Source organism: Kribbella sp. VKM Ac-2569, from assembly GCF_004216905.1.
GTDB lineage: Bacteria > Actinomycetota > Actinomycetes > Propionibacteriales > Kribbellaceae > Kribbella.
Window position 1 is genome coordinate 2,152,372 of the sequence record NZ_SGXJ01000001.1, and the last position, 16,866, is coordinate 2,169,237.

Here is a 16,866-nt window from a genome sequence, read left to right on the forward strand (position 1 = left end):
GGCGATTCACACCACAGTTCCCGTCAGCGGCCGACTTTCTCGCCCAGAAATCGCAGTTGGTCAGGGAGCATGCGCCGCCAGTAGCCGGGAGTGTGTACGCCGGCCTGCTGCCCGCCGGACGCCTGCAACTGCTCGCGGAGCTCGCGGGCGGCGTCGGCGAACGGGTCGTCGCGGCCGCAGTCGATGCGGACGGCAACGTCTCGGAATCCGCTGGGCCGGTCGAACACCTGGCTGCGCTCGAAATCCGCGGCGTCGTCGAACGCCCCCGGCTGTACGTCGGCGTACCTGAGCCACAGGGCCGGGCTGAGCGCACCGACCGCGACCGCTCGCGCGGACGGCCCGACCCGCCGTTGCCAGTAGTGCAGGGCGACCCACAGCAAGGCGCCGTACCCGCCCATCGACCAGCCGAGGACGCCGAACCGGCTGGTCTGCAGGCCGCGTCGGGCCAGTAGCGGAAGGAATTCCTGGTCGAGCATGAACCCTGGGTCGTTGCCGTCGGCCCGGCGATGCCAGTAGCTGTCCTGGCCGCCGTCCACGGTTGCCAGCGCGAACGGCGGCGTACCTGCGCGGACCGCGGCGGTCAGGTACCGGTCGATGCCGAGATCGTTGACGGCCGACGTGTGGTCGCCGCCACGACCGTGCAGGACGAGGACGACGGGCAGCTCGGCCGATGCGTCGTACCCGTCCGGATAGATGATGCTGTAGCCGACCTTCGTACGGCGGCCGAACGAGTCGAAGCTCCCGGACACCACCGGACCCGCGGGTACGTCGGGTACGACGCCGTCCGGGCCGGTGAGACCGAGAAGGTCGTGCACCCGGGCGCGGCCGGGGATGACGCCCGTTTCCAGGGCAGCCACTGCCGCGACACCCGTCACCGCCGCCGCGGCGCCGGTGCGGACGAACGCGCGCCGAGTCAGCACGCGCCGGTCAGCGGACCATGGCGGCGACGACCGCGATCACGGCCAGCACGCCGAGGACGGTCAGCTCGGGCCTCGCCCACCCGCTGACCACGTCGCCCTGGGACTTCCCGGCGTACTGCTCCTGGTGGTACTCGATCCGGTTCACGACGAAGTCGGCCTTGGAGATCGAGCTGTCCGCGGCGAGCTTGCGGCCGCCGACCCGCTGCTTGCGAAGGTCCCGCATGACCAGCTGGACACCGGGCGCACGGAACCGGTCGCCGTCGATGTGCACCCGGAGGATGTCGGTCACGTCGACGCCGGTCACCTTCGACCACGGGATCTGGTGGTCGCGCAGGTGGTTACGCAGCAGCAGGTGCTCGGGGCTCAGCGTCACGGACGGACGGATCAGTCCGACGTACGCCAGCACGATGAACATCCCGATGACGCTGCCGACCAGCAGCCCGGTCGCAGTCCGCCACTCCAGCAGTATGTCGACCAGGCCGAGCGCCCCGATCACGATCACGATGGACCCGGTGATCCGGTTCGAGGCGGACAGGTACTGCTCGCTCTCCGGCGATTTCGACTTCACCCGCACAAAGTAACCGGCCCTCAGAATCGGCACTAGACTGCCGTGGGTGACCACACTCGACAGCGGCGTCGACAGCTTGGCCGACGTGACCTCGTCCGAGGATCGGCTGCGCCGGTTCCTGCTCGGGCTGCCGGGCGTCGACCAGGTCGGCGCGGAGGCCCGCGCCGCCACCCTGAGCACCCGGTCGATCAAGACCACCGCGAAGCAGTACGCGCTGGACCTGGCGATCCAGATGATCGACCTGACCACGCTGGAGGGCCAGGACACCCCTGGCAAGGTGCGGGCCCTGTGCGCGAAGGCGAAACGGCCCGACCCGGCCGACCCGACGGCTCCGCAGGTCGCCGCGGTCTGTGTGTACCCGGACCTGGTGGCCACCGCGAAGCGCGAGCTGCAGGGCACCGGCATCAACGTGGCGAGTGTCGCAACCGCCTTCCCCAGTGGGCGTTCCAGCCTCGCGATCAAGATCCAGGACACCAAGGACGCGGTCGCGTCCGGCGCCGACGAGGTCGACATGGTGATCGACCGCGGCGCCTTCCTGTCCGGGCGGTACGCGATGGTCTTCGACGAGATCGCCGCGATCCGCGAGGCGGCCGGCGACGCGCACCTGAAGGTGATCCTGGAGACCGGTGAACTGGTCACCTACGACAACGTCCGGCGGGCCTCCTGGCTGGCGATGCTGGCCGGCGCGGACTTCATCAAGACCTCCACCGGCAAGGTGTCCCCCGCGGCCACGCTGCCCGTCACGCTGGTGATGCTGGAAGCCGTCCGCGACTACCACGAGGCCACCGGATTGCACATCGGCGTCAAGCCGGCCGGCGGGATCCGGACCGCGAAGGACGCGATCAAGTACCTGGTCACCGTCAACGAGACGGCCGGACCGGACTGGCTGGACCCGGAGCTGTTCCGCTTCGGGGCGTCCAGCCTGCTGAACGACCTGCTGATGCAACGCACCAAGCTGGCCACCGGGCACTACCCGGGCCCCGACTACTTCACCTTGGACTGACAGGCATGAGCAGATTCGAGTACGCACCCGCGCCCGAGTCCCGGGCGATCGTGGACATCAAGTCGTCGTACGGGCTCTTCGTCAACGGCCAGTTCGTCGAGGCGACGGACGGGAAGCCGTTCAAGACCGTCTCCCCCGCCTCCGAGGAGGTGCTCGCGGAGGTCAGCGAGGCCGGACCGGCGGATGTCGACAAGGCCGTTCGCGCGGCCCGCAAGGCGTTCGACAAGGTCTGGGGCCCGATGAGCGGCAAGGACCGGGCGAAGTACCTGTTCCGGATCGCGCGCCTGATCCAGGAGCGCGCCCGTGAGCTCGCGGTGCTGGAGTCGCTGGACAACGGCAAGCCGATCCGCGAGTCCCGCGATGTCGACATCCCCTTGGTGGCCGCGCACTTCTTCTACTACGCGGGCTGGGCCGACAAGCTCGAGTACGCCGGGGTCGGTGACGACCCGCAGCCGTGGGGCGTCGCGGGCCAGGTGATCCCGTGGAACTTCCCGATGCTGATGCTGGCGTGGAAGATCGCGCCGGCACTGGCGGCAGGCAATACCGTCGTACTGAAGCCGGCCGAGACCACTCCGCTGACCGCGCTGGCGTTCGCGGAGATCTGCCAGCAGGCCGATCTGCCGCCGGGTGTGGTGAACATCGTCACCGGCGCCGGCCGCACCGGACAGGCGCTGGTCGAGCACCCCGACGTCGACAAGGTCGCGTTCACCGGCTCGACCGCCGTCGGCCGCGCGATCGCGAAGTCGGTCGCGGGCACGCACAAGGCGGTCACGCTGGAGCTCGGCGGCAAGGCGGCGAACATCGTCTTTGAGGACGCGCCGATCGACCAGACCATCGAGGGCATCGTCAACGGCATCTTCTTCAACCAGGGCCATGTGTGCTGCGCGGGTTCGCGGTTGCTGGTGCAGGAGAGCGTGTACGACGAGGTGCTCGCGCGACTGAAGCGCCGGATGGGCACGCTGCGCGTCGGCGACCCGCTGGACAAGAACACCGACATCGGCGCGATCAACTCGGCGGCCCAGCTGGCGAAGATCCGCGAGCTGTCGCAGGTCGGCGAGGACGAGGGTGCCGAGCGCTGGTCGCCGGAGTGCGAGCTGCCGGCCAACGGCTACTGGTTCCCGCCGACCGTGTTCACCGGCGTCTCACAGGCACACCGGATCGCCCGCGAGGAGATCTTCGGCCCGGTGCTGTCCGTGCTGACCTTCCGGACCCCGGCCGAGGCGGTCGAGAAGGCGAACAACACGCCGTTCGGGCTGTCCGCCGGGATCTGGACCGAGAAGGGTTCCCGGATCCTCTGGATGGCGAACCAGCTGCGCGCCGGCGTGGTCTGGGCGAACACGTTCAACCGCTTCGACCCGACGTCGCCGTTCGGCGGCTACAAGGAGTCGGGCTACGGCCGCGAAGGCGGTCGCCACGGTCTGGAGGCCTACCTTGCCCACTGACACGCAAAGGCTCGAGGTGCGCAAGACCTACAAGCTCTACATCGGCGGCGCCTTCCCCCGCAGCGAATCCGGACGCTCGTACGTCGTGAACAATGCCAAGGGCAAGTTCCTCGCGAACGCGTCGCAGGCCTCCCGCAAGGATGCCCGGGACGCGGTCGTCGCGGCCCGCAAGGCGTTCGGCGGCTGGCACGAACGGACGGCGTACAACCGCGGTCAGGTGCTGTACCGGATCGCCGAGGTGATGGAGGGCCGGCACCAGCAGTTCAGCTTGGAGGTCTCACAGTCCGAAGGGCTGTCGATCTCCAAGGCCCGCGCGGTCGTGGACGCGTCGATCGACCGCTGGGTCTGGTACGCCGGATGGGCCGACAAGCTCGCCCAGGTGGTCGGCTCGTCGAACCCGGTGGCCGGGCCGTACTTCGACTTCTCGTTGCCCGAGGCAACCGGCGTGGTCGCCGTACTGGCGCCGCAGGACTCCAGCCTGCTCGGGTTGACGAGTGTGATCGCGCCCGCGATCGTCTCCGGCAACACGGTCGTCGCGGTCTCGTCGTTCGAGCGCCCGCTGCCGGCTGTGACGCTGGGCGAGGTGATGGCGACTTCCGACGTACCGGGTGGTGTGGTCAACCTCCTCACCGGGTCGGCGTCCGAGATCGGGCCGTGGCTGGCGTCGCACGACGACGTCAACGCGATCGACCTGTGCGGCATCACGTCCGACGACGAGGCCCGCGACCTGGAGATCGCCGCAGCCGGCAACCTCAAGCGGGTACGCCGTCCCGCCGAGGAGGACTGGTCCGCGGATCAGGGCCTTTCGCGACTCACGCAGTACCTCGAACTGAAGACCGTTTGGCACCCGATCGGAGTCTAGGCAGTGCTGAAACCAGGTGACCGGGTCGCGATCGTCTCGCCGTCTCGTGGACTGCCGGAGATCTTTCCCGGTCCGTTCGAGCTCGGGCTGCGCCGGTTGCGCGACGACTTCGGGCTCGAACCGGTCGAGTACCCGACCACCCGGAAGCTCGCGAGCACTCCGCAGGAGCGGGCCGCGGATCTGCACGCGGCCTGGTCGGATCCGTCGATCCGCGCGGTGTTCGCGAGCATCGGCGGCGATGACCAGATCACCGTACTGAAGCATCTCGACCCAGCGGTGTTCCAGGCGAACCCGAAGCCGTTCTTCGGCTACAGCGACAACACGAACCTGCTCAATTTCCTGTATTCGTTGGGTTTGCCGGGCTTCTACGGCGGCAGCGTGATGGTCCAGTTCGGCCGCGGCGGCGCGATGCACCCGGACACCGAGCGCGCGCTGCGCGCGGCGATGTTCACCGGCGGCGAGTTCGAACTGACGCCCGCGAAGGCCTGGACCGACCACGACCACGACTGGAACGTCCCGGAGAACCTGGAGACCGAGCCGCCGACGTTCCCCGGCACCGGCTGGACCTGGAGCGGGTCGCAGGCGGTGAGCGGGAAGCTGTGGGGCGGGTGCATCGAGATTCTCGACTGGCAACTGTCCGCCAACCGCTGGATGCTCCCGACCGAGTCGTACGGCGGCGTGCTGTTCGGCGAGACGAGCGAGGAGATGCCGTCGTCCGAGGACGTCTACCGGATCCTCCGCAACCTCGGCGAACGCGGCCTGCTCGAACGCTTCGACGCAGTCCTCTGGGGCCGTCCGAAGTCCACGTCCCTCGATCGGATCCTCACGCCAGAGGAGTCCGTCGCCTACGTCACCGGCCAGTACCTGGCGGTCGACCGCGCGCTCGCGGAGTACAACCCGGACGCCGTCGTCGTGAAGGGCCTCGACATCGGCCACACCGACCCGATGCTGGTCCTCCCGTACGGCGGCCAGATCTACCTCGACCCAGCCGCACAACGAATCACCGTCACGTACTGACGCTGGTCCTGGTGAGGGGCGGGTTCGGGTTCGGGTAACAGGCGACTGGGGCTGTGGTGGTGATGAACTTCCACTTGATCTTGGCCTGGAAGGTGAGGCCGGGGTCGTCGTAGCTGGTGCCTTTGAGTTTGGTCTCGATGGTGGTTCCATGGCGGCCGGACTTCAGCCGGACGCTGAGGGTCGGCAGTTGGAAGTTCGCGCCGCCGGGAATCGGGCCGGCGACCTTGATGACTGCGATGTTTCCCTCGATTTGCACGGTCGGGGTGGAGTTCAAGCCCGAGCCGCCAGTGAGGTGGGCACTCACGTACGACGAGTTCGCCGGGATCGGGACGCGGAGCGTGAGGTCGCGGACTTCTTTGAGCTTGAAGCCCTTGACCTCGCCCGGGAGAGTTCCGGGTTGCAGGTGGACGGCGATCGTGAAGCGGGTGTTGGCGGGGACGACGGCCGGCGCCTGCGCCTCGACGCCCTGCCGCAGCGACAGCGTGTGCCGACCGAACTTGGTGTCCGCGCGGCACGCATAGCCCGCGATCGGTTGAGCTTGTGCTGGAGTCGGAAAGAGTAAGGCGAGAGTCACCACAAGACTGCGGTAAGTAGCCATATGACTACTCTATGCAGTCACCGGCCGAAGAGGAACCATCCGCCGGCGCCTGCGGCGACGAACACCACGGGCAGGGCCAGCAGGAACCACGCGCGCCGTCGGCGTCGTCGCCGTGCCGGGGGATCGGTCGAGACGGGCTCGGTCGCGACGGTGGTGTCCAGGTCGTCGTCGGTGATCTCGGTGCGCTCGGCCGCCCGCAGCGGGGCCTCCTGCTCCAGCCGGTACGCCTCTGCCTCCAGGCGTTCGGCCAACGTGTCCGCGCGCTCCCAGCGATCCGTGACGCGGTACGCCAGCGCCCGCGCGAACACATCGTCGAGCTGCCCGACCGAGTCGTGCAGCACCGAGCGCAGGCTCGGCGGCGCCAGGTCCGGGTCCCGGTTCAGTACGTCGCCGATCGAGCCGGCGGAGTACGGCGGATGCCCGGTGACGAGTGCGTACGTGACCGCGCCGACCGCGTAGATGTCCGCCCGCTCGTCGAACCCTCCGTCGCCGCGACCCTGCTCGGGCGCCATGTACGACGGCGTACCGACGGCCTGTGTGAGCCCGGACGCCTCCGCGGCACGTTTCGCCAGACCGAGGTCGGCGAGCACGATCCGGTGCGTTCCGCCGCCGATCTCGTCACCTGGCCGCAGCAGCAGGTTCGCCGGGGTGACGTCGCGATGCACCACGCCCTCGCTGTGCAGGGCGGCCACCGCTCGCGCCAGGTCCGCGCCCCACCAGAGCGCGTCCACCGCGTCGAGCGGCCCTTGCCGCAGTACGTCGCCCAAGGTGCCGCCGCCGACGTAGTCCATCACGAAGTACGGCCGCCCGTCCGGGAGCTTGCCCAGGTCGAACACCCGCACCACGCGGTCGCTGGAGATCCGCCGCATCAACCGCGCCTCGGACAAGAAGCGCTCGCGTACGTCGGCGCGCGACGCCCAGTTGTCCGCGAGAACCTTGACGGCCACGTCGACGTCCAGGTCGTCGTCGTACCCCCGCCAGACAGTCGCGAACGCGCCCGCGCCGATCTTGTCCCGTAACCGGTACCTCCCGATGACATCCATCCCGGCTATTGTCGGTCACAAACAAGCTCAAAAGGGGGAGCATGACCGAGGAGTTGGAAGAACTGGGGGCCCGGGCGGCTTCTGGGGACAAAACAGTGCTTCCACAACTTCTTCAGGCGATCCGGCCGCAGGTGCAGCGGCGGGTGGCCAAGTTCCTGCCGTACCGGGAGGACGCCGAGGAGGCGGTCCAGGACACCCTGCTGCAGGTGGTGAACAAGGTGCACACCTTCAAGGGCACCGGCAGCTTCGCGGGCTGGGTGACGATCGTGGCCACCAACCAGGCCCGGCAGACCTACCGATCGCTGAAGCGCCGCGCGGTCGAGCAGTCCGCCGAGGTCATGCCGGAGTCCGTCGATCCGCGCACCACCTCGGTCATCGCCGGCTCGCGCCTCGACCTGCTCGAGGCCCTCGAAGCACTCGAGTCCAGCCACCCGCAGCTCGTCCAGCCGCTCGTCCTGCGCGATCTCGGCGCGATGTCGTACGCCGAGATCGCCGACGAACTGGACGTCCCGCTCGGCACCGTCAAGGCCCGCATCCATCAGGCCCGCAAGGCCGTCGCGGAACGCCTCACCGTCCGCTGAATCAGCCGAAGGTACTGCGGACCGCGAGCGCGCGGCGCAGGTCGTCGAGGAAGTTGGCCGTCTTCCGCCGGATCCCCGAGTTCACAGACCCGTCCGCGACCAACGCCTCGGCCGGGCCGACGAGGTCCGCGTCGATCACGTACCGCGGTGCGATCCGCGCCGTGGTCAGACCGACCACCATGCCGGCCCGGATGTCAGCGGTCGGCGGGATGTCGGTGAAGAACCGCTGGACGTACGGCGCGGTGATCGCGGCCTGCCCCGGGTGCCAGAAGCCGTCGGCCGCGGCGAGCAGTTCCTGTACGCCGACTGACGGATCCGTCATGATCCGCGTCCACGCCGCCTCCTTGCCGTCCGGCAGCGCGGCCCGGCACCGCGAGGCCTGAACCACGCCCTCGGTCGACTTGTCCCGGTCCAGCTCGGCGTCGATCTCGGTCGCGCCGAACTCCCCGAGCCTCACGAGCCGCAGCACCAGCGCCCACCGCAGATCCGCGTCGATCTCGAGACCATCGGGCGCCGCCGAAGAGTCGAGCCACGACCGCAGCAACGCGATGTCGTTCGTCGTCGAGATCAGGCCGCGAGCGGTCACCAGTTGAAGGCTGCTGCCCGGCGCGGTCGTGGCCAGCTTGCTGCCCAGAGCATCAGCGAGCGGTCCGCGCGCCTCGTCGTACTCCAGGTAGCCGCCGAGGACCCGCTCCTCGAGCCAGCGGACCAATGAGCCGACGGCGACGTCGCTGTCCTCGTGCGGCAGCGCAGCCGTGAAGAGTTCCAGCGCCTGCCGCGGGTCCAACTCGGCGTCCGCGACCGCGTCCCGGATCGAGTTCCAGATCACCGCCCGTGTGGTGCCGTCCGTGATCGCGGGCAGCACCGTCGGCAGGTTGGCGAGGCTCGTCGGGTCCAGCCGGATCTTCGCCCAGGTGTCGTCGCCCGCATCCGGCACCACCACACCGGCATCGTTGCCCAGCACAACTTCTGCCGCGTCGCCGGCAATCACCACGTCAACCGAGGCGGCTGATCCGTCGGCGTCGTACGCGCCGAGGCTCAGCTTGTGCAGACGGCGGGACTCGTCCGGGCTGCTCCGGTGCAGCACGATCCCGGCACCGGTCCGCTCGGCGGTGATCGTGTCCACCCCGGACGTCCGCAGCCATTGGTCCGACCAAGTGTCGAGGTCCCGCGCGCCGGCCTCGGTGAGCTTGGCGATGAACTCGTGCAGGTCCGCGTTCCCGTACTCGTGCGCCTCCAGATGCGCGTTGACGCCCTTGAGGAAAATGTCGTCGCCGAGGTACTTCGCCAGCTGCTTGAGGACCGCCGCGCCCTTCGCGTACGAGATCCCGTCGAAGTCGTCGAGCGACTGCCGCGCGTCCTTCAGGCTGTCGGGCGCGACCGGGTGCGTCGAGCTGCTCTGATCGGTCTGCAGCCCCCACCACTTGCGGACGAACGCGAAGTCGACCCAGTTGCCCTGGTAGCTGGTCGCGTCCTCAGCCACGCGGTGCGCCATGTACTCGGCGAACGACTCGTTCAGCCACATGTCGTTCCACCACTTCATCGTGACCAGGTCGCCGAACCACATGTGCGCCATCTCGTGCACCAGGATCCGCGAGCGGGTACTGCGTTCGGCGTCGGTCACCGGTCCGCGGAACACGAGATCGTCGGAGACCGTGACGCAGCCCGGGTTCTCCATCGCGCCGAGGTTGAAGTCCGGGGCGAAGACCTGCCAATACTCGCCGAACGGGTACCGCGCGCGGAACATCCGGTGGTACGCGTCGAACGCGTCCCGGGTGGTCCGGAACAGGTCCTCGGCGTCGCGCTCCAGGTGCTCCTTCAGCGACTGCCGGCAGGCGAGTCCGAGCGGAATCCCGTCGTACTCGCTGCGGAGCTGGTGGTACGGGCCGGCGACCAGCGTGACGAAGTACGTCGACAGTGGCTTGGTCTCGGCGAGCGTCCACTCCCCCGGCGCGGTCCGGGTGGCCGCGCCGTTGCCGAGGACGATCCAGTCCCCGGGGCACTTCACCGTGATCGTGTACGGCGCCTTGAGGTCGGGCTGGTCGAAGCAGGGGAAGTACCGCGGCGCGGACTCCAGGGACGACATGCCGTACGTGTAGACGCGGCCGTCCGCGGCGTCGACGGACCGCTGCAGGCCTTCGCCGTCGGCGGCGTACTTCAGCTCCGCGGTGACGACGAGATCGTTCTCGGCCTGCAGACCGGTCAGCGGGAAACGGCCGCCGTCGAGCGCGCCGGTATCCAGAGTCTGGCCGTTGAGCTCGACACTGATCAATCGCTCGGGTTTCACGTCCACCCAGCTCGTGCTGCTGGTGGCCCCGAACCGGATCCGGCTGGTCGTGACGAATGTGTCGCCATCCCCGGTCAGGTCGAACGCGACCTCGTACGACCGAAGGGCCAGGTCTGTCGCCCGCTGGCGGGCCTCTTCAACTGTCAACGCGCGCATGGGTGCAACGCTATCTCGACGCTCCGGTCGCCTTCCGGCGCGCGGTGTCTGCTGCCAGCGAAGCGACGGCCCGAATCTGGTCGTTCGGCGCGCTCTCCAACACGTTGGCGATCAGCTCGGCGTCTTCCGGTTCAGCCAGCGTCGTCAGCACGTTCAACGCGCTCAGGTGATCGAAGCCGACCGGAACATCCTCGCTCTCCTCGACAGGCGGCCGCGACACGATCCCCAGAGCAACCTGTCGCACCTCATCGGCCATCGGCTCGAGCGGGTTCCCGCCACTCACCTGCGTGTACGCCGCGGCCACCTGGTACATGTTCAACGCTCGGCACACCATGCCGAGGTTCTGGCTGTGCAGCAACGCACCGAACGCCTGCAGGGGAATCGCCTCGTCCGGGTTCATACCCGAAACGCTAGTCGACGGGGTCTGGCTGGAAGAACTGCACTACCTTCTCCCCGGCGTCCGGTCCGGAGATCATCTCCAACGCCCTCGCGGAGAGCCTCGCAGCCTCGGCGCTGCGAGCCAGCATCACCGGCTCGTAGGCCGCCACTGCGGCGTCCAGGTCGTCCGGATGCCCCGCGATGGCGAGGGCGAGCTCGGCCGCGTCCAGCATGGCCGCGTTCGCTCCTTCTCCGACCGGCGGCATCAGATGCGCGGCATCGCCGAGCAGTGTGATCCCGGACCGGCGCGGCCAGGTGAGGCCGATCGGCAGTACGGCGATCTTGCGCACTACGAACGGCTCGTCGCAGGCGCGCACCAGCCGCCCGAACCGCGAATCCCAGCCGTCGACCAGTCGGGCAGCGTCCGTGCGCTCGTCGACGAGGTCCTCCGGACCCTGCTGCGAGAGGCTGACTCCGATGCTGCCGTCGCCGTGGCGCTGGGCGGACAGCCGCAGGTCCGGGCCGAAGACCCAGAAGTTGCCGCGGCCAACCATCTCGGCGAGTTCGGGCTGGGTGCGATCCGCGTCGTGGATGGAGCTGTGCAGCGCGATGGTCCCGGCGTACTCGGGCTCAGCATCGGTCAGCAGCCGGCGTACGCGGGAGTTCGCGCCGTCGGCCCCGACGAGCAGGTCGGCCTCCACCAGGCTGCCGTCGGCGAAATGTACGACGTACCCACCGGCGGACCGCGGCTCGGCGTGACTGAAGGCGCGGCCCCAACTGATCGTCCCCGCCGGGAGCGAGTCGACGAGCAAGTCCCGCAGGTCCGCGCGGTCGATCTCTGGACGAGCCATCGGCGCATCGTCCGGGGTGTCCTGTTGGAAGAGCAGCTTGCCGGTGTGATCCAGCATCCGATGGTCCTGCCCCTCGCGCCGGGCCGCGGCGAGGAACTCGCTCTCGAGCCCGGCCGCACGCAGGGCGAGCTGACCGGTGTCGGCGTGCAGGTCGAGCATGCCGCCCTGAGTGCGGGCCTGGCGGGAGGCGTCCCGCTCGAAGACGACGGCGTCGATGCCGTGGACGTGCAGAACCCGCGCGAGCGTCAGCCCGCCGGGACCGCCGCCGATGATCGCGATCATGGTCAACTCCTCTCGATACACTGTATTGGCAATATACACTGTATCGAACGAGGCAATGTATCGTGCGACAGGTGGCAGACACTCCGTCGATCTGGGAGCGACCCGAGCCGCCCCAGCGGCGGGCGCCCAGCCCGCTGAGCCGGGAGCGGATCGTCCGCGCCGCCGTGACGCTGGCCGACGCCGAGGGCCTCGACGCCGTCTCGCTGCGCAAGGTCGCCGCGGAGCTCGACGCCGGCCCGATGCGGCTGTACCGCTACATCGGCACCAAGGACGAATTGCTCGACCTGATGGTCGACGCGGTGTACGCCGAGATTCCGCCACCGGCCGGATCCGGCTGGCGCGAAGTGGCCCGGTCGTACGCGCACGGGATCCGGACAGCCGGATTGCAGCACGAGTGGCTTGCCGACCTGCTCGACGGACGGCCGCGCTTCGGCCCGGCGGCCGTCACCCACGCCGAGGCCACCCTGACCGCGCTCCGGGCAGCCGGCCTGCGGGAGATCGACACGATCATGAGCACGGTCGAGGTCCTCTCCACCTACCTGCGCGGCGCGGTTCGGACCGAGGTCGGCGAGCGGCGGGCCGAACGTGCCTCCGGTCTCGACGAGCGCGAATGGCAGCACGCGATGGCGCCGCACCTGCTCGCGATGTTCGCCACCGGCGACTATCCGATGATGTCCGAGGCGATGCACGACGCCGAGCATCGCGATGCCACCGAGCGGTTCGAGCTGGGCCTGGGCTATCTCCTGGACGGGATCGAGCAGAGCCTCTCGGGCTAGCCCGTGGCGGCCGCGTGCAGGTGGGTCGCGAGAAGGTGGGCGGGCTCAGGTGCGTTCGCGGCGTAGCAGAGCAAATGCTGGCGGGTGGACCAGGAGTCCTGGAGCGGGCAGATCTCGACGGCGGTGCTGGCGTCGACCGCTCGACGGGGAACGATCGCGAGCCCTGCACCGGCGGTGGCCAAGGTGATCAGGGCATGCAAGGTGGGTACGACGGTGCGGTAGCGCGGCGCCGGCGCGTGCGGTCCGAGGCGATCATCCATCCACTGGCTGAGCGGCGAGTTCGGGACGAGGCCGACGAGGGGATGCTCGGCAACCTCGGCGTACGCGATCGAGGCCCGGCCGGAGAGGGTGCCGCCGGCCTGGCCGATCACGACCAGCGAGTCGTCGGCCAGCGGTTCGGTCCGCAGCTGGGTCGGCTCGTCGTCGAGGATGACGCCGAGGTCCGCCTCACCGGCCGCGAGCAGGCGGACGCTGCGGATCGTACGGCGCTCGCTCACGTTCACGTCGTACTCCGGATGGTCGCGGAGGAACGTGGCGAGGGCGGCCGGGACGAGTTGGTGCATCGCGGACCCACCGGCAACGAGACGGATCGGCTCCGATCGCGACACGACGTACGACGCGACCGCGCTGTCCAACCGGGTGGTCTCGGCGAGCACCTCGCGGGCATGCCGGGCCAACGTCGCGCCGGCCGGGGTCAGCCGGACTCCACGGCGCTCGCGCACGAGCAGAGGTACGCCGGCCTGCGCTTCGAGCGCCCTGACCCGCGCACTGGCCGAAGGCAGACTGAGGTGCATCAGGCGCGCGCCGCCGGTGATCGAGCCTTCCGCAGCGACGTGGGTGAAGAGCCGGAGATCGTCGAGGTCGTACCGCATAGGACCAGCCTACGGCTCAGGCTAAGGCTGGCTATGGGGATCGCGCATTGTGGAGTGCGCGCCGAACCCGGATCCTCGAAGGGTGCTGCTGATCCTCCTGGCCGGTGTCGCGGCCGGCGCGCTGAACGCCGTCGGCGGTGGCGGGAGCTTCGTGGCCCTCGCCGCACTGGTCGCCGCCGGGATGCCGCCGGTCACCGCGAACGCAACCACGACCGTCGCCCTGCTGCCTGGAAACGCGACCAGCGCGTGGGTCTACCGCCGCGAACTCGAGGGCCTTACGGAGCCGTCGATCGGCTCGGTGACGCTGGCCAGCGTGCTCGGCGGGGCGATCGGCGCGGGGCTGCTGCTGATGTTGCCGTCAGCATCCTTCGACGCCGCGGTGCCGTGGTTGCTGGCGTTCGCGACGGTCGTCCTGATGTTCGGTCGGCGACTGACCGCGGCGCTGCGGCTCGGTCGGCCGGGGCCGGCGGTGATCCTGGCCGGGCAGTTCGTACTGGCGATCTACGGCGGGTACTTCGGCGGCGCGGTCGGGCTGATGATGCTCGCGTTCTGGACCGCGACGACCACCCTCGACCCGGCGCGCGGGAACCCGCTGCGGGTCATCCAGGTCGCGGCCGTGTACCTGACCGCGGCGGTGATCTTCGTGTTCGCGGCCGACGTACTCTCGCAGCCGTTGCACCTGGTCGCTCTGCTCGCGGGTGCGGTGATCGGCGGGTACGCCGGGGCGCATCTCGTCCGGCGATTGCCGCCGACGATGCTCCGCGGGCTGGTTCTCACCACGGCTGTCCTGATGACCGGGCTGTTCTTCGTGCGGGCGTTCGCATGAAGCCCGCACAACTGGCAATGGCCTACCAGGCCTGCGAGGTCGCGGACCTGGCCGCCACGATGGTCGACGTGGACGATCCGGTCGACGCCGCGGCACAGGCGGCCAGGGTCCTCGCGGCAGCTCGGCAACTGGTTGCCGCCGCCGGCCGACTCGCGTCCAACGACGTACCGGTGGATCCGCTGCAACGCTTCGCCTACGACCATCCCGAAGAGGCCACCGAGGACATCGCCGACTGGTCCCGCCACCGAGCCGCACCGACTTGCCGATCCTGCTCACCGCGGCGCATTTGATGGGTTGGCGTCCCAGATGCAGGGTTGACGACCGGTATCCCGGGCGCTAACCCTGCATCTCGGACGTCTACCCACCAAAGGTTGCCTCCCCGCCGAAGGCACGACATGACCGGCGGACGCGGCGGGCGATGGCTAGGGGTTGGTACGACGGCCGCGGGGTGGCTCGTGGTGCGGCAGTTGCTCGCGCTCGCGGCGCAGGTACAGGCCGGCCGCGGTCGACACGCTCGTGAGCAGCCAGACCCCGACGCCCGCATCGTCGGTGACACCAATGACCGGCAGCAGATCCGGGAGGATGTCGATCGGCGAGATCAGGTAGACGACCGCCAGCAGCCAGAGGAACGTCCGGCTCTTCGGAAGGTCGGCGTACGTGCCCCGACGTACGTCGCGGAGCAGCCGCGGCAGCGCCTGTGCGCGCTCGATCACGTTCCCGACCGGCACCGGCTCGCCGTTGGCGATCTTCCGCCGCCGGACCGCCCGTCGGCGCACCACACCCAGTGCCCCGACCCCGGCACCGATCACGAGCAGCCCGATCGCGACCGCAACTGCAGGCAAACCGACAACGTCATCGTCCCGGACCAGCAACGTCAGCAGCCCGATCAGCCCGAGCAACCCACCGAAGTACACCATCTATCCACTGTAGAGCGCGGTTCAGCCGACCGAACTCAACGCAGCGATGCGGCCGGGGCTTGCTCGTCTACTGGTTGTAGGGGGCGGCGAGGAGGGGGCGGGTGTTGGTGAGGACCTGTTTGTAGTTGGCGCGGATGGTGGTGGCGTCGACGGTGATGGCCGGCTGGGGTTTGCCGACCGGGATCTGCCAGGTCGGCGGGGTCGCCGCGCCGGACAGGGCCCAGGCGGCTTGGCGGGCGGCGCCCAGAGCGACGTACTCGGCCGGCTCGGGGAGGACGACCTCGGCACCGAGGAGGGCTGGAGCGAGAGCCTGTACGGCGCGGGAGCGGGCGCCACCGCCGAGGAGCAGGACGCGGTGGACCGGCAGGCCCTGGTCGCGGAGCGCGTCGACGGCGTCGGCGAGACCGCAGAGCAGGCCCTCGACTGCGGCGCGGGCCATCGTCGCGGGCTGCATGGTCGCGCGGGTCAGGCCATAGATCAGGCCGGTCGAGTGCGGGAGGTCCGGCGTACGTTCGCCGTCCAGGAACGGGAGCAGGACCAGGCCGTCGCTGCCCGGCGAGGTGAGCGCGGCCTCGTCGAACGCGGACAGTTCCACGCCGAGCATCTGCGCGGTCGCGGACATCACGCGGGCCGCGTTCAGCGTGCACACGAGCGGCAGGTACTCGCCGGTGGCGTCTGCGAAGGCGGCGACCAAGCCGGTTGCGTCCTTGGTCGGGTGCGTGGATCGTGCGAACGCCGTACCGCTCGTGCCGAGGGAGACGGCGACGTCGCCGGGCTGCAGGTCGAGACCGAGCGCGGCGGCCGCGTTGTCACCGGTGCCCGCCGCGATCGCCGCGCCGAAGGCCGTCTGCCCGACGATCTCCGCGGGTCCCGCAACACGCGGCAGCGCAAGCTGACGACCGAAGGCTAGTTCGACCAGATCGGTCCGGTAGCTGTTCGTCGTCGGCGACCACCAGCCGGTCCCGGAGGCATCTCCCCGGTCGGTCGTGATCTGCGAGATCCCCTGCCGATCGGCGGCCAGCCGGTGCGTCATCCAGTCGTGCGGCAGTACGACGGCAGCCGCCCGCTGCGCCGCCTCTTTGTCGCGTACCCAGCGGAGCTTCGTGACGGTGAAGGACGGTACGGGGACAGAGCCCACTGCCTCGGCCCAGGCTTCCGGTCCGCCCAGCTCCGCGATCAGGTCGGTGGTGGCGTCGGCGGAGCTGGTGTCGTTCCACAGAACCGCCGGGTGGACGACCTCACCAGAGTCGTCCAGCAAGACCATCCCGTGCTGCTGGCCGCCGATCGCGACCGCCTCGACGCCGTCGAGCAGCCCGTCGGAGGCGATCTGCCACGCCTGCCACCACGCCTCCGGGTCGACCTGCGTCCCGTCCGGGTGCGGTGCCCGGCCTTCCCGCAGTACCGCTCCGGTCTCCGCGTCGCACACGACCACCTTGGTCGCCTGGGTGGAGCAGTCCACCCCGGCAACCAGCCTCAGCTCAGTCATG

General features: G+C 69.6%; 18 protein-coding genes. 8 read left to right on the plus strand and 10 right to left on the minus strand.

Features of this window, described 5'->3' with window-relative positions; translation table 11 throughout:
• Positions 1–23: 23 nt before the first annotated feature.
• Together EV649_RS10155 and EV649_RS10160 are read right to left on the minus strand one after the other, a co-directional pair.
• Positions 24–920, minus strand: a complete 897-nt coding sequence (locus EV649_RS10155) for an alpha/beta hydrolase-fold protein (RefSeq protein ID WP_241997951.1) — start codon at positions 918–920, stop codon at positions 24–26.
• Positions 921–927: 7 nt separating this feature from the next.
• Positions 928–1,488: a PH domain-containing protein gene (locus EV649_RS10160; protein WP_130382739.1), complete on the minus strand. Its 561-nt coding sequence runs from the start codon at positions 1,486–1,488 to the stop codon at positions 928–930.
• A gap of 46 nt (positions 1,489–1,534) precedes the next feature.
• Between EV649_RS10160 and deoC the strand changes: the two genes are divergently transcribed.
• Genes deoC through EV649_RS10180 form a run of 4 tightly spaced genes read left to right on the plus strand, consistent with a single transcriptional unit; the run spans position 1,535 to position 5,812 of the window.
• Complete coding sequence (gene deoC, locus EV649_RS10165) at positions 1,535–2,491, plus strand: deoxyribose-phosphate aldolase (RefSeq protein WP_130382741.1); 957 nt, start codon at positions 1,535–1,537, stop codon at positions 2,489–2,491.
• A 5-nt stretch (positions 2,492–2,496) separates the two neighbouring features.
• Positions 2,497–3,933, plus strand: coding sequence for an aldehyde dehydrogenase family protein (locus tag EV649_RS10170; protein ID WP_130382743.1), 1,437 nt, complete (start codon positions 2,497–2,499; stop codon positions 3,931–3,933).
• On the plus strand, positions 3,923–4,795 hold the full coding sequence (locus EV649_RS10175) for an aldehyde dehydrogenase family protein (RefSeq protein ID WP_130382745.1): 873 nt from the start codon (positions 3,923–3,925) through the stop codon (positions 4,793–4,795). Before EV649_RS10170 ends, EV649_RS10175 begins: the two co-directional genes overlap by 11 nt.
• Positions 4,796–4,798: 3 nt before the next feature.
• Positions 4,799–5,812 (plus strand): S66 peptidase family protein, encoded by a 1,014-nt coding sequence (locus EV649_RS10180; protein ID WP_130382747.1) that lies wholly within the window; start codon positions 4,799–4,801, stop codon positions 5,810–5,812.
• On the opposite strand, the gene EV649_RS10185 is transcribed toward EV649_RS10180, so the two are convergent.
• Together EV649_RS10185 and EV649_RS10190 are read right to left on the minus strand one after the other, a co-directional pair.
• Positions 5,802–6,410 carry a hypothetical protein gene (locus EV649_RS10185; RefSeq protein WP_130382749.1) on the minus strand — a complete coding sequence of 203 codons (609 nt, stop codon included), beginning with the start codon at positions 6,408–6,410 and terminating at the stop codon, positions 5,802–5,804. The two genes, EV649_RS10180 and EV649_RS10185, sit on opposite strands and share 11 nt — an antisense overlap.
• 17 nt (positions 6,411–6,427) lie before the next feature.
• The gene (locus tag EV649_RS10190) at positions 6,428–7,453 is read right to left on the minus strand and encodes a serine/threonine-protein kinase (protein WP_130382751.1); all 1,026 of its coding nucleotides are present in this window, start codon (positions 7,451–7,453) and stop codon (positions 6,428–6,430) included.
• Positions 7,454–7,494: 41 nt separating this feature from the next.
• Here EV649_RS10190 and EV649_RS10195 point away from each other — a divergent pair, with 41 nt between their 5' ends.
• Positions 7,495–8,034 (plus strand): RNA polymerase sigma factor, encoded by a 540-nt coding sequence (locus EV649_RS10195; RefSeq protein ID WP_130382753.1) that lies wholly within the window; start codon positions 7,495–7,497, stop codon positions 8,032–8,034.
• A 1-nt stretch (position 8,035) separates the two neighbouring features.
• On the opposite strand, the gene pepN is transcribed toward EV649_RS10195, so the two are convergent.
• The 3 genes from pepN to EV649_RS10210 are packed head-to-tail and all read right to left on the minus strand — an operon-like array spanning position 8,036 to position 11,988.
• Complete coding sequence (gene pepN / locus EV649_RS10200) at positions 8,036–10,477, minus strand: aminopeptidase N (RefSeq protein ID WP_130382755.1); 2,442 nt, start codon at positions 10,475–10,477, stop codon at positions 8,036–8,038.
• Positions 10,478–10,487: 10 nt separating this feature from the next.
• Positions 10,488–10,877 carry a hypothetical protein gene (locus tag EV649_RS10205; protein ID WP_130382757.1) on the minus strand — a complete coding sequence of 130 codons (390 nt, stop codon included), beginning with the start codon at positions 10,875–10,877 and terminating at the stop codon, positions 10,488–10,490.
• Between the two features lie 10 nt (positions 10,878–10,887).
• Positions 10,888–11,988 (minus strand): NAD(P)/FAD-dependent oxidoreductase, encoded by a 1,101-nt coding sequence (locus EV649_RS10210; protein ID WP_130382759.1) that lies wholly within the window; start codon positions 11,986–11,988, stop codon positions 10,888–10,890.
• A gap of 71 nt (positions 11,989–12,059) precedes the next feature.
• Here EV649_RS10210 and EV649_RS10215 point away from each other — a divergent pair, with 71 nt between their 5' ends.
• On the plus strand, positions 12,060–12,764 hold the full coding sequence (locus EV649_RS10215) for a TetR/AcrR family transcriptional regulator (protein ID WP_198682379.1): 705 nt from the start codon (positions 12,060–12,062) through the stop codon (positions 12,762–12,764).
• On the opposite strand, the gene EV649_RS10220 is transcribed toward EV649_RS10215, so the two are convergent.
• Positions 12,761–13,636 (minus strand): LysR family transcriptional regulator, encoded by an 876-nt coding sequence (locus EV649_RS10220; RefSeq protein ID WP_130382761.1) that lies wholly within the window; start codon positions 13,634–13,636, stop codon positions 12,761–12,763. The genes EV649_RS10215 and EV649_RS10220 overlap by 4 nt on opposite strands.
• 82 nt (positions 13,637–13,718) lie before the next feature.
• Here EV649_RS10220 and EV649_RS10225 point away from each other — a divergent pair, with 82 nt between their 5' ends.
• Both EV649_RS10225 and EV649_RS10230 read left to right on the plus strand, forming a co-directional pair.
• The gene (locus EV649_RS10225) at positions 13,719–14,462 is read left to right on the plus strand and encodes a sulfite exporter TauE/SafE family protein (RefSeq protein ID WP_130382763.1); all 744 of its coding nucleotides are present in this window, start codon (positions 13,719–13,721) and stop codon (positions 14,460–14,462) included.
• Positions 14,459–14,752, plus strand: a complete 294-nt coding sequence (locus EV649_RS10230) for a hypothetical protein (protein ID WP_130382765.1) — start codon at positions 14,459–14,461, stop codon at positions 14,750–14,752. The genes EV649_RS10225 and EV649_RS10230 overlap by 4 nt, the downstream gene beginning before the upstream one ends.
• 132 nt (positions 14,753–14,884) lie before the next feature.
• Here the strand turns inward: EV649_RS10230 and EV649_RS10235 are convergent, their stop codons facing one another.
• Both EV649_RS10235 and xylB read right to left on the minus strand, forming a co-directional pair.
• A complete protein-coding gene (locus EV649_RS10235; RefSeq protein ID WP_130382767.1) occupies positions 14,885–15,379 on the minus strand; it encodes a DUF1232 domain-containing protein in 495 nt (164 codons plus the stop codon).
• A gap of 67 nt (positions 15,380–15,446) precedes the next feature.
• A complete protein-coding gene (gene xylB / locus EV649_RS10240; protein ID WP_198682380.1) occupies positions 15,447–16,865 on the minus strand; it encodes a xylulokinase in 1,419 nt (472 codons plus the stop codon).
• Between the last annotated feature and the right edge of the window lies 1 nt (position 16,866).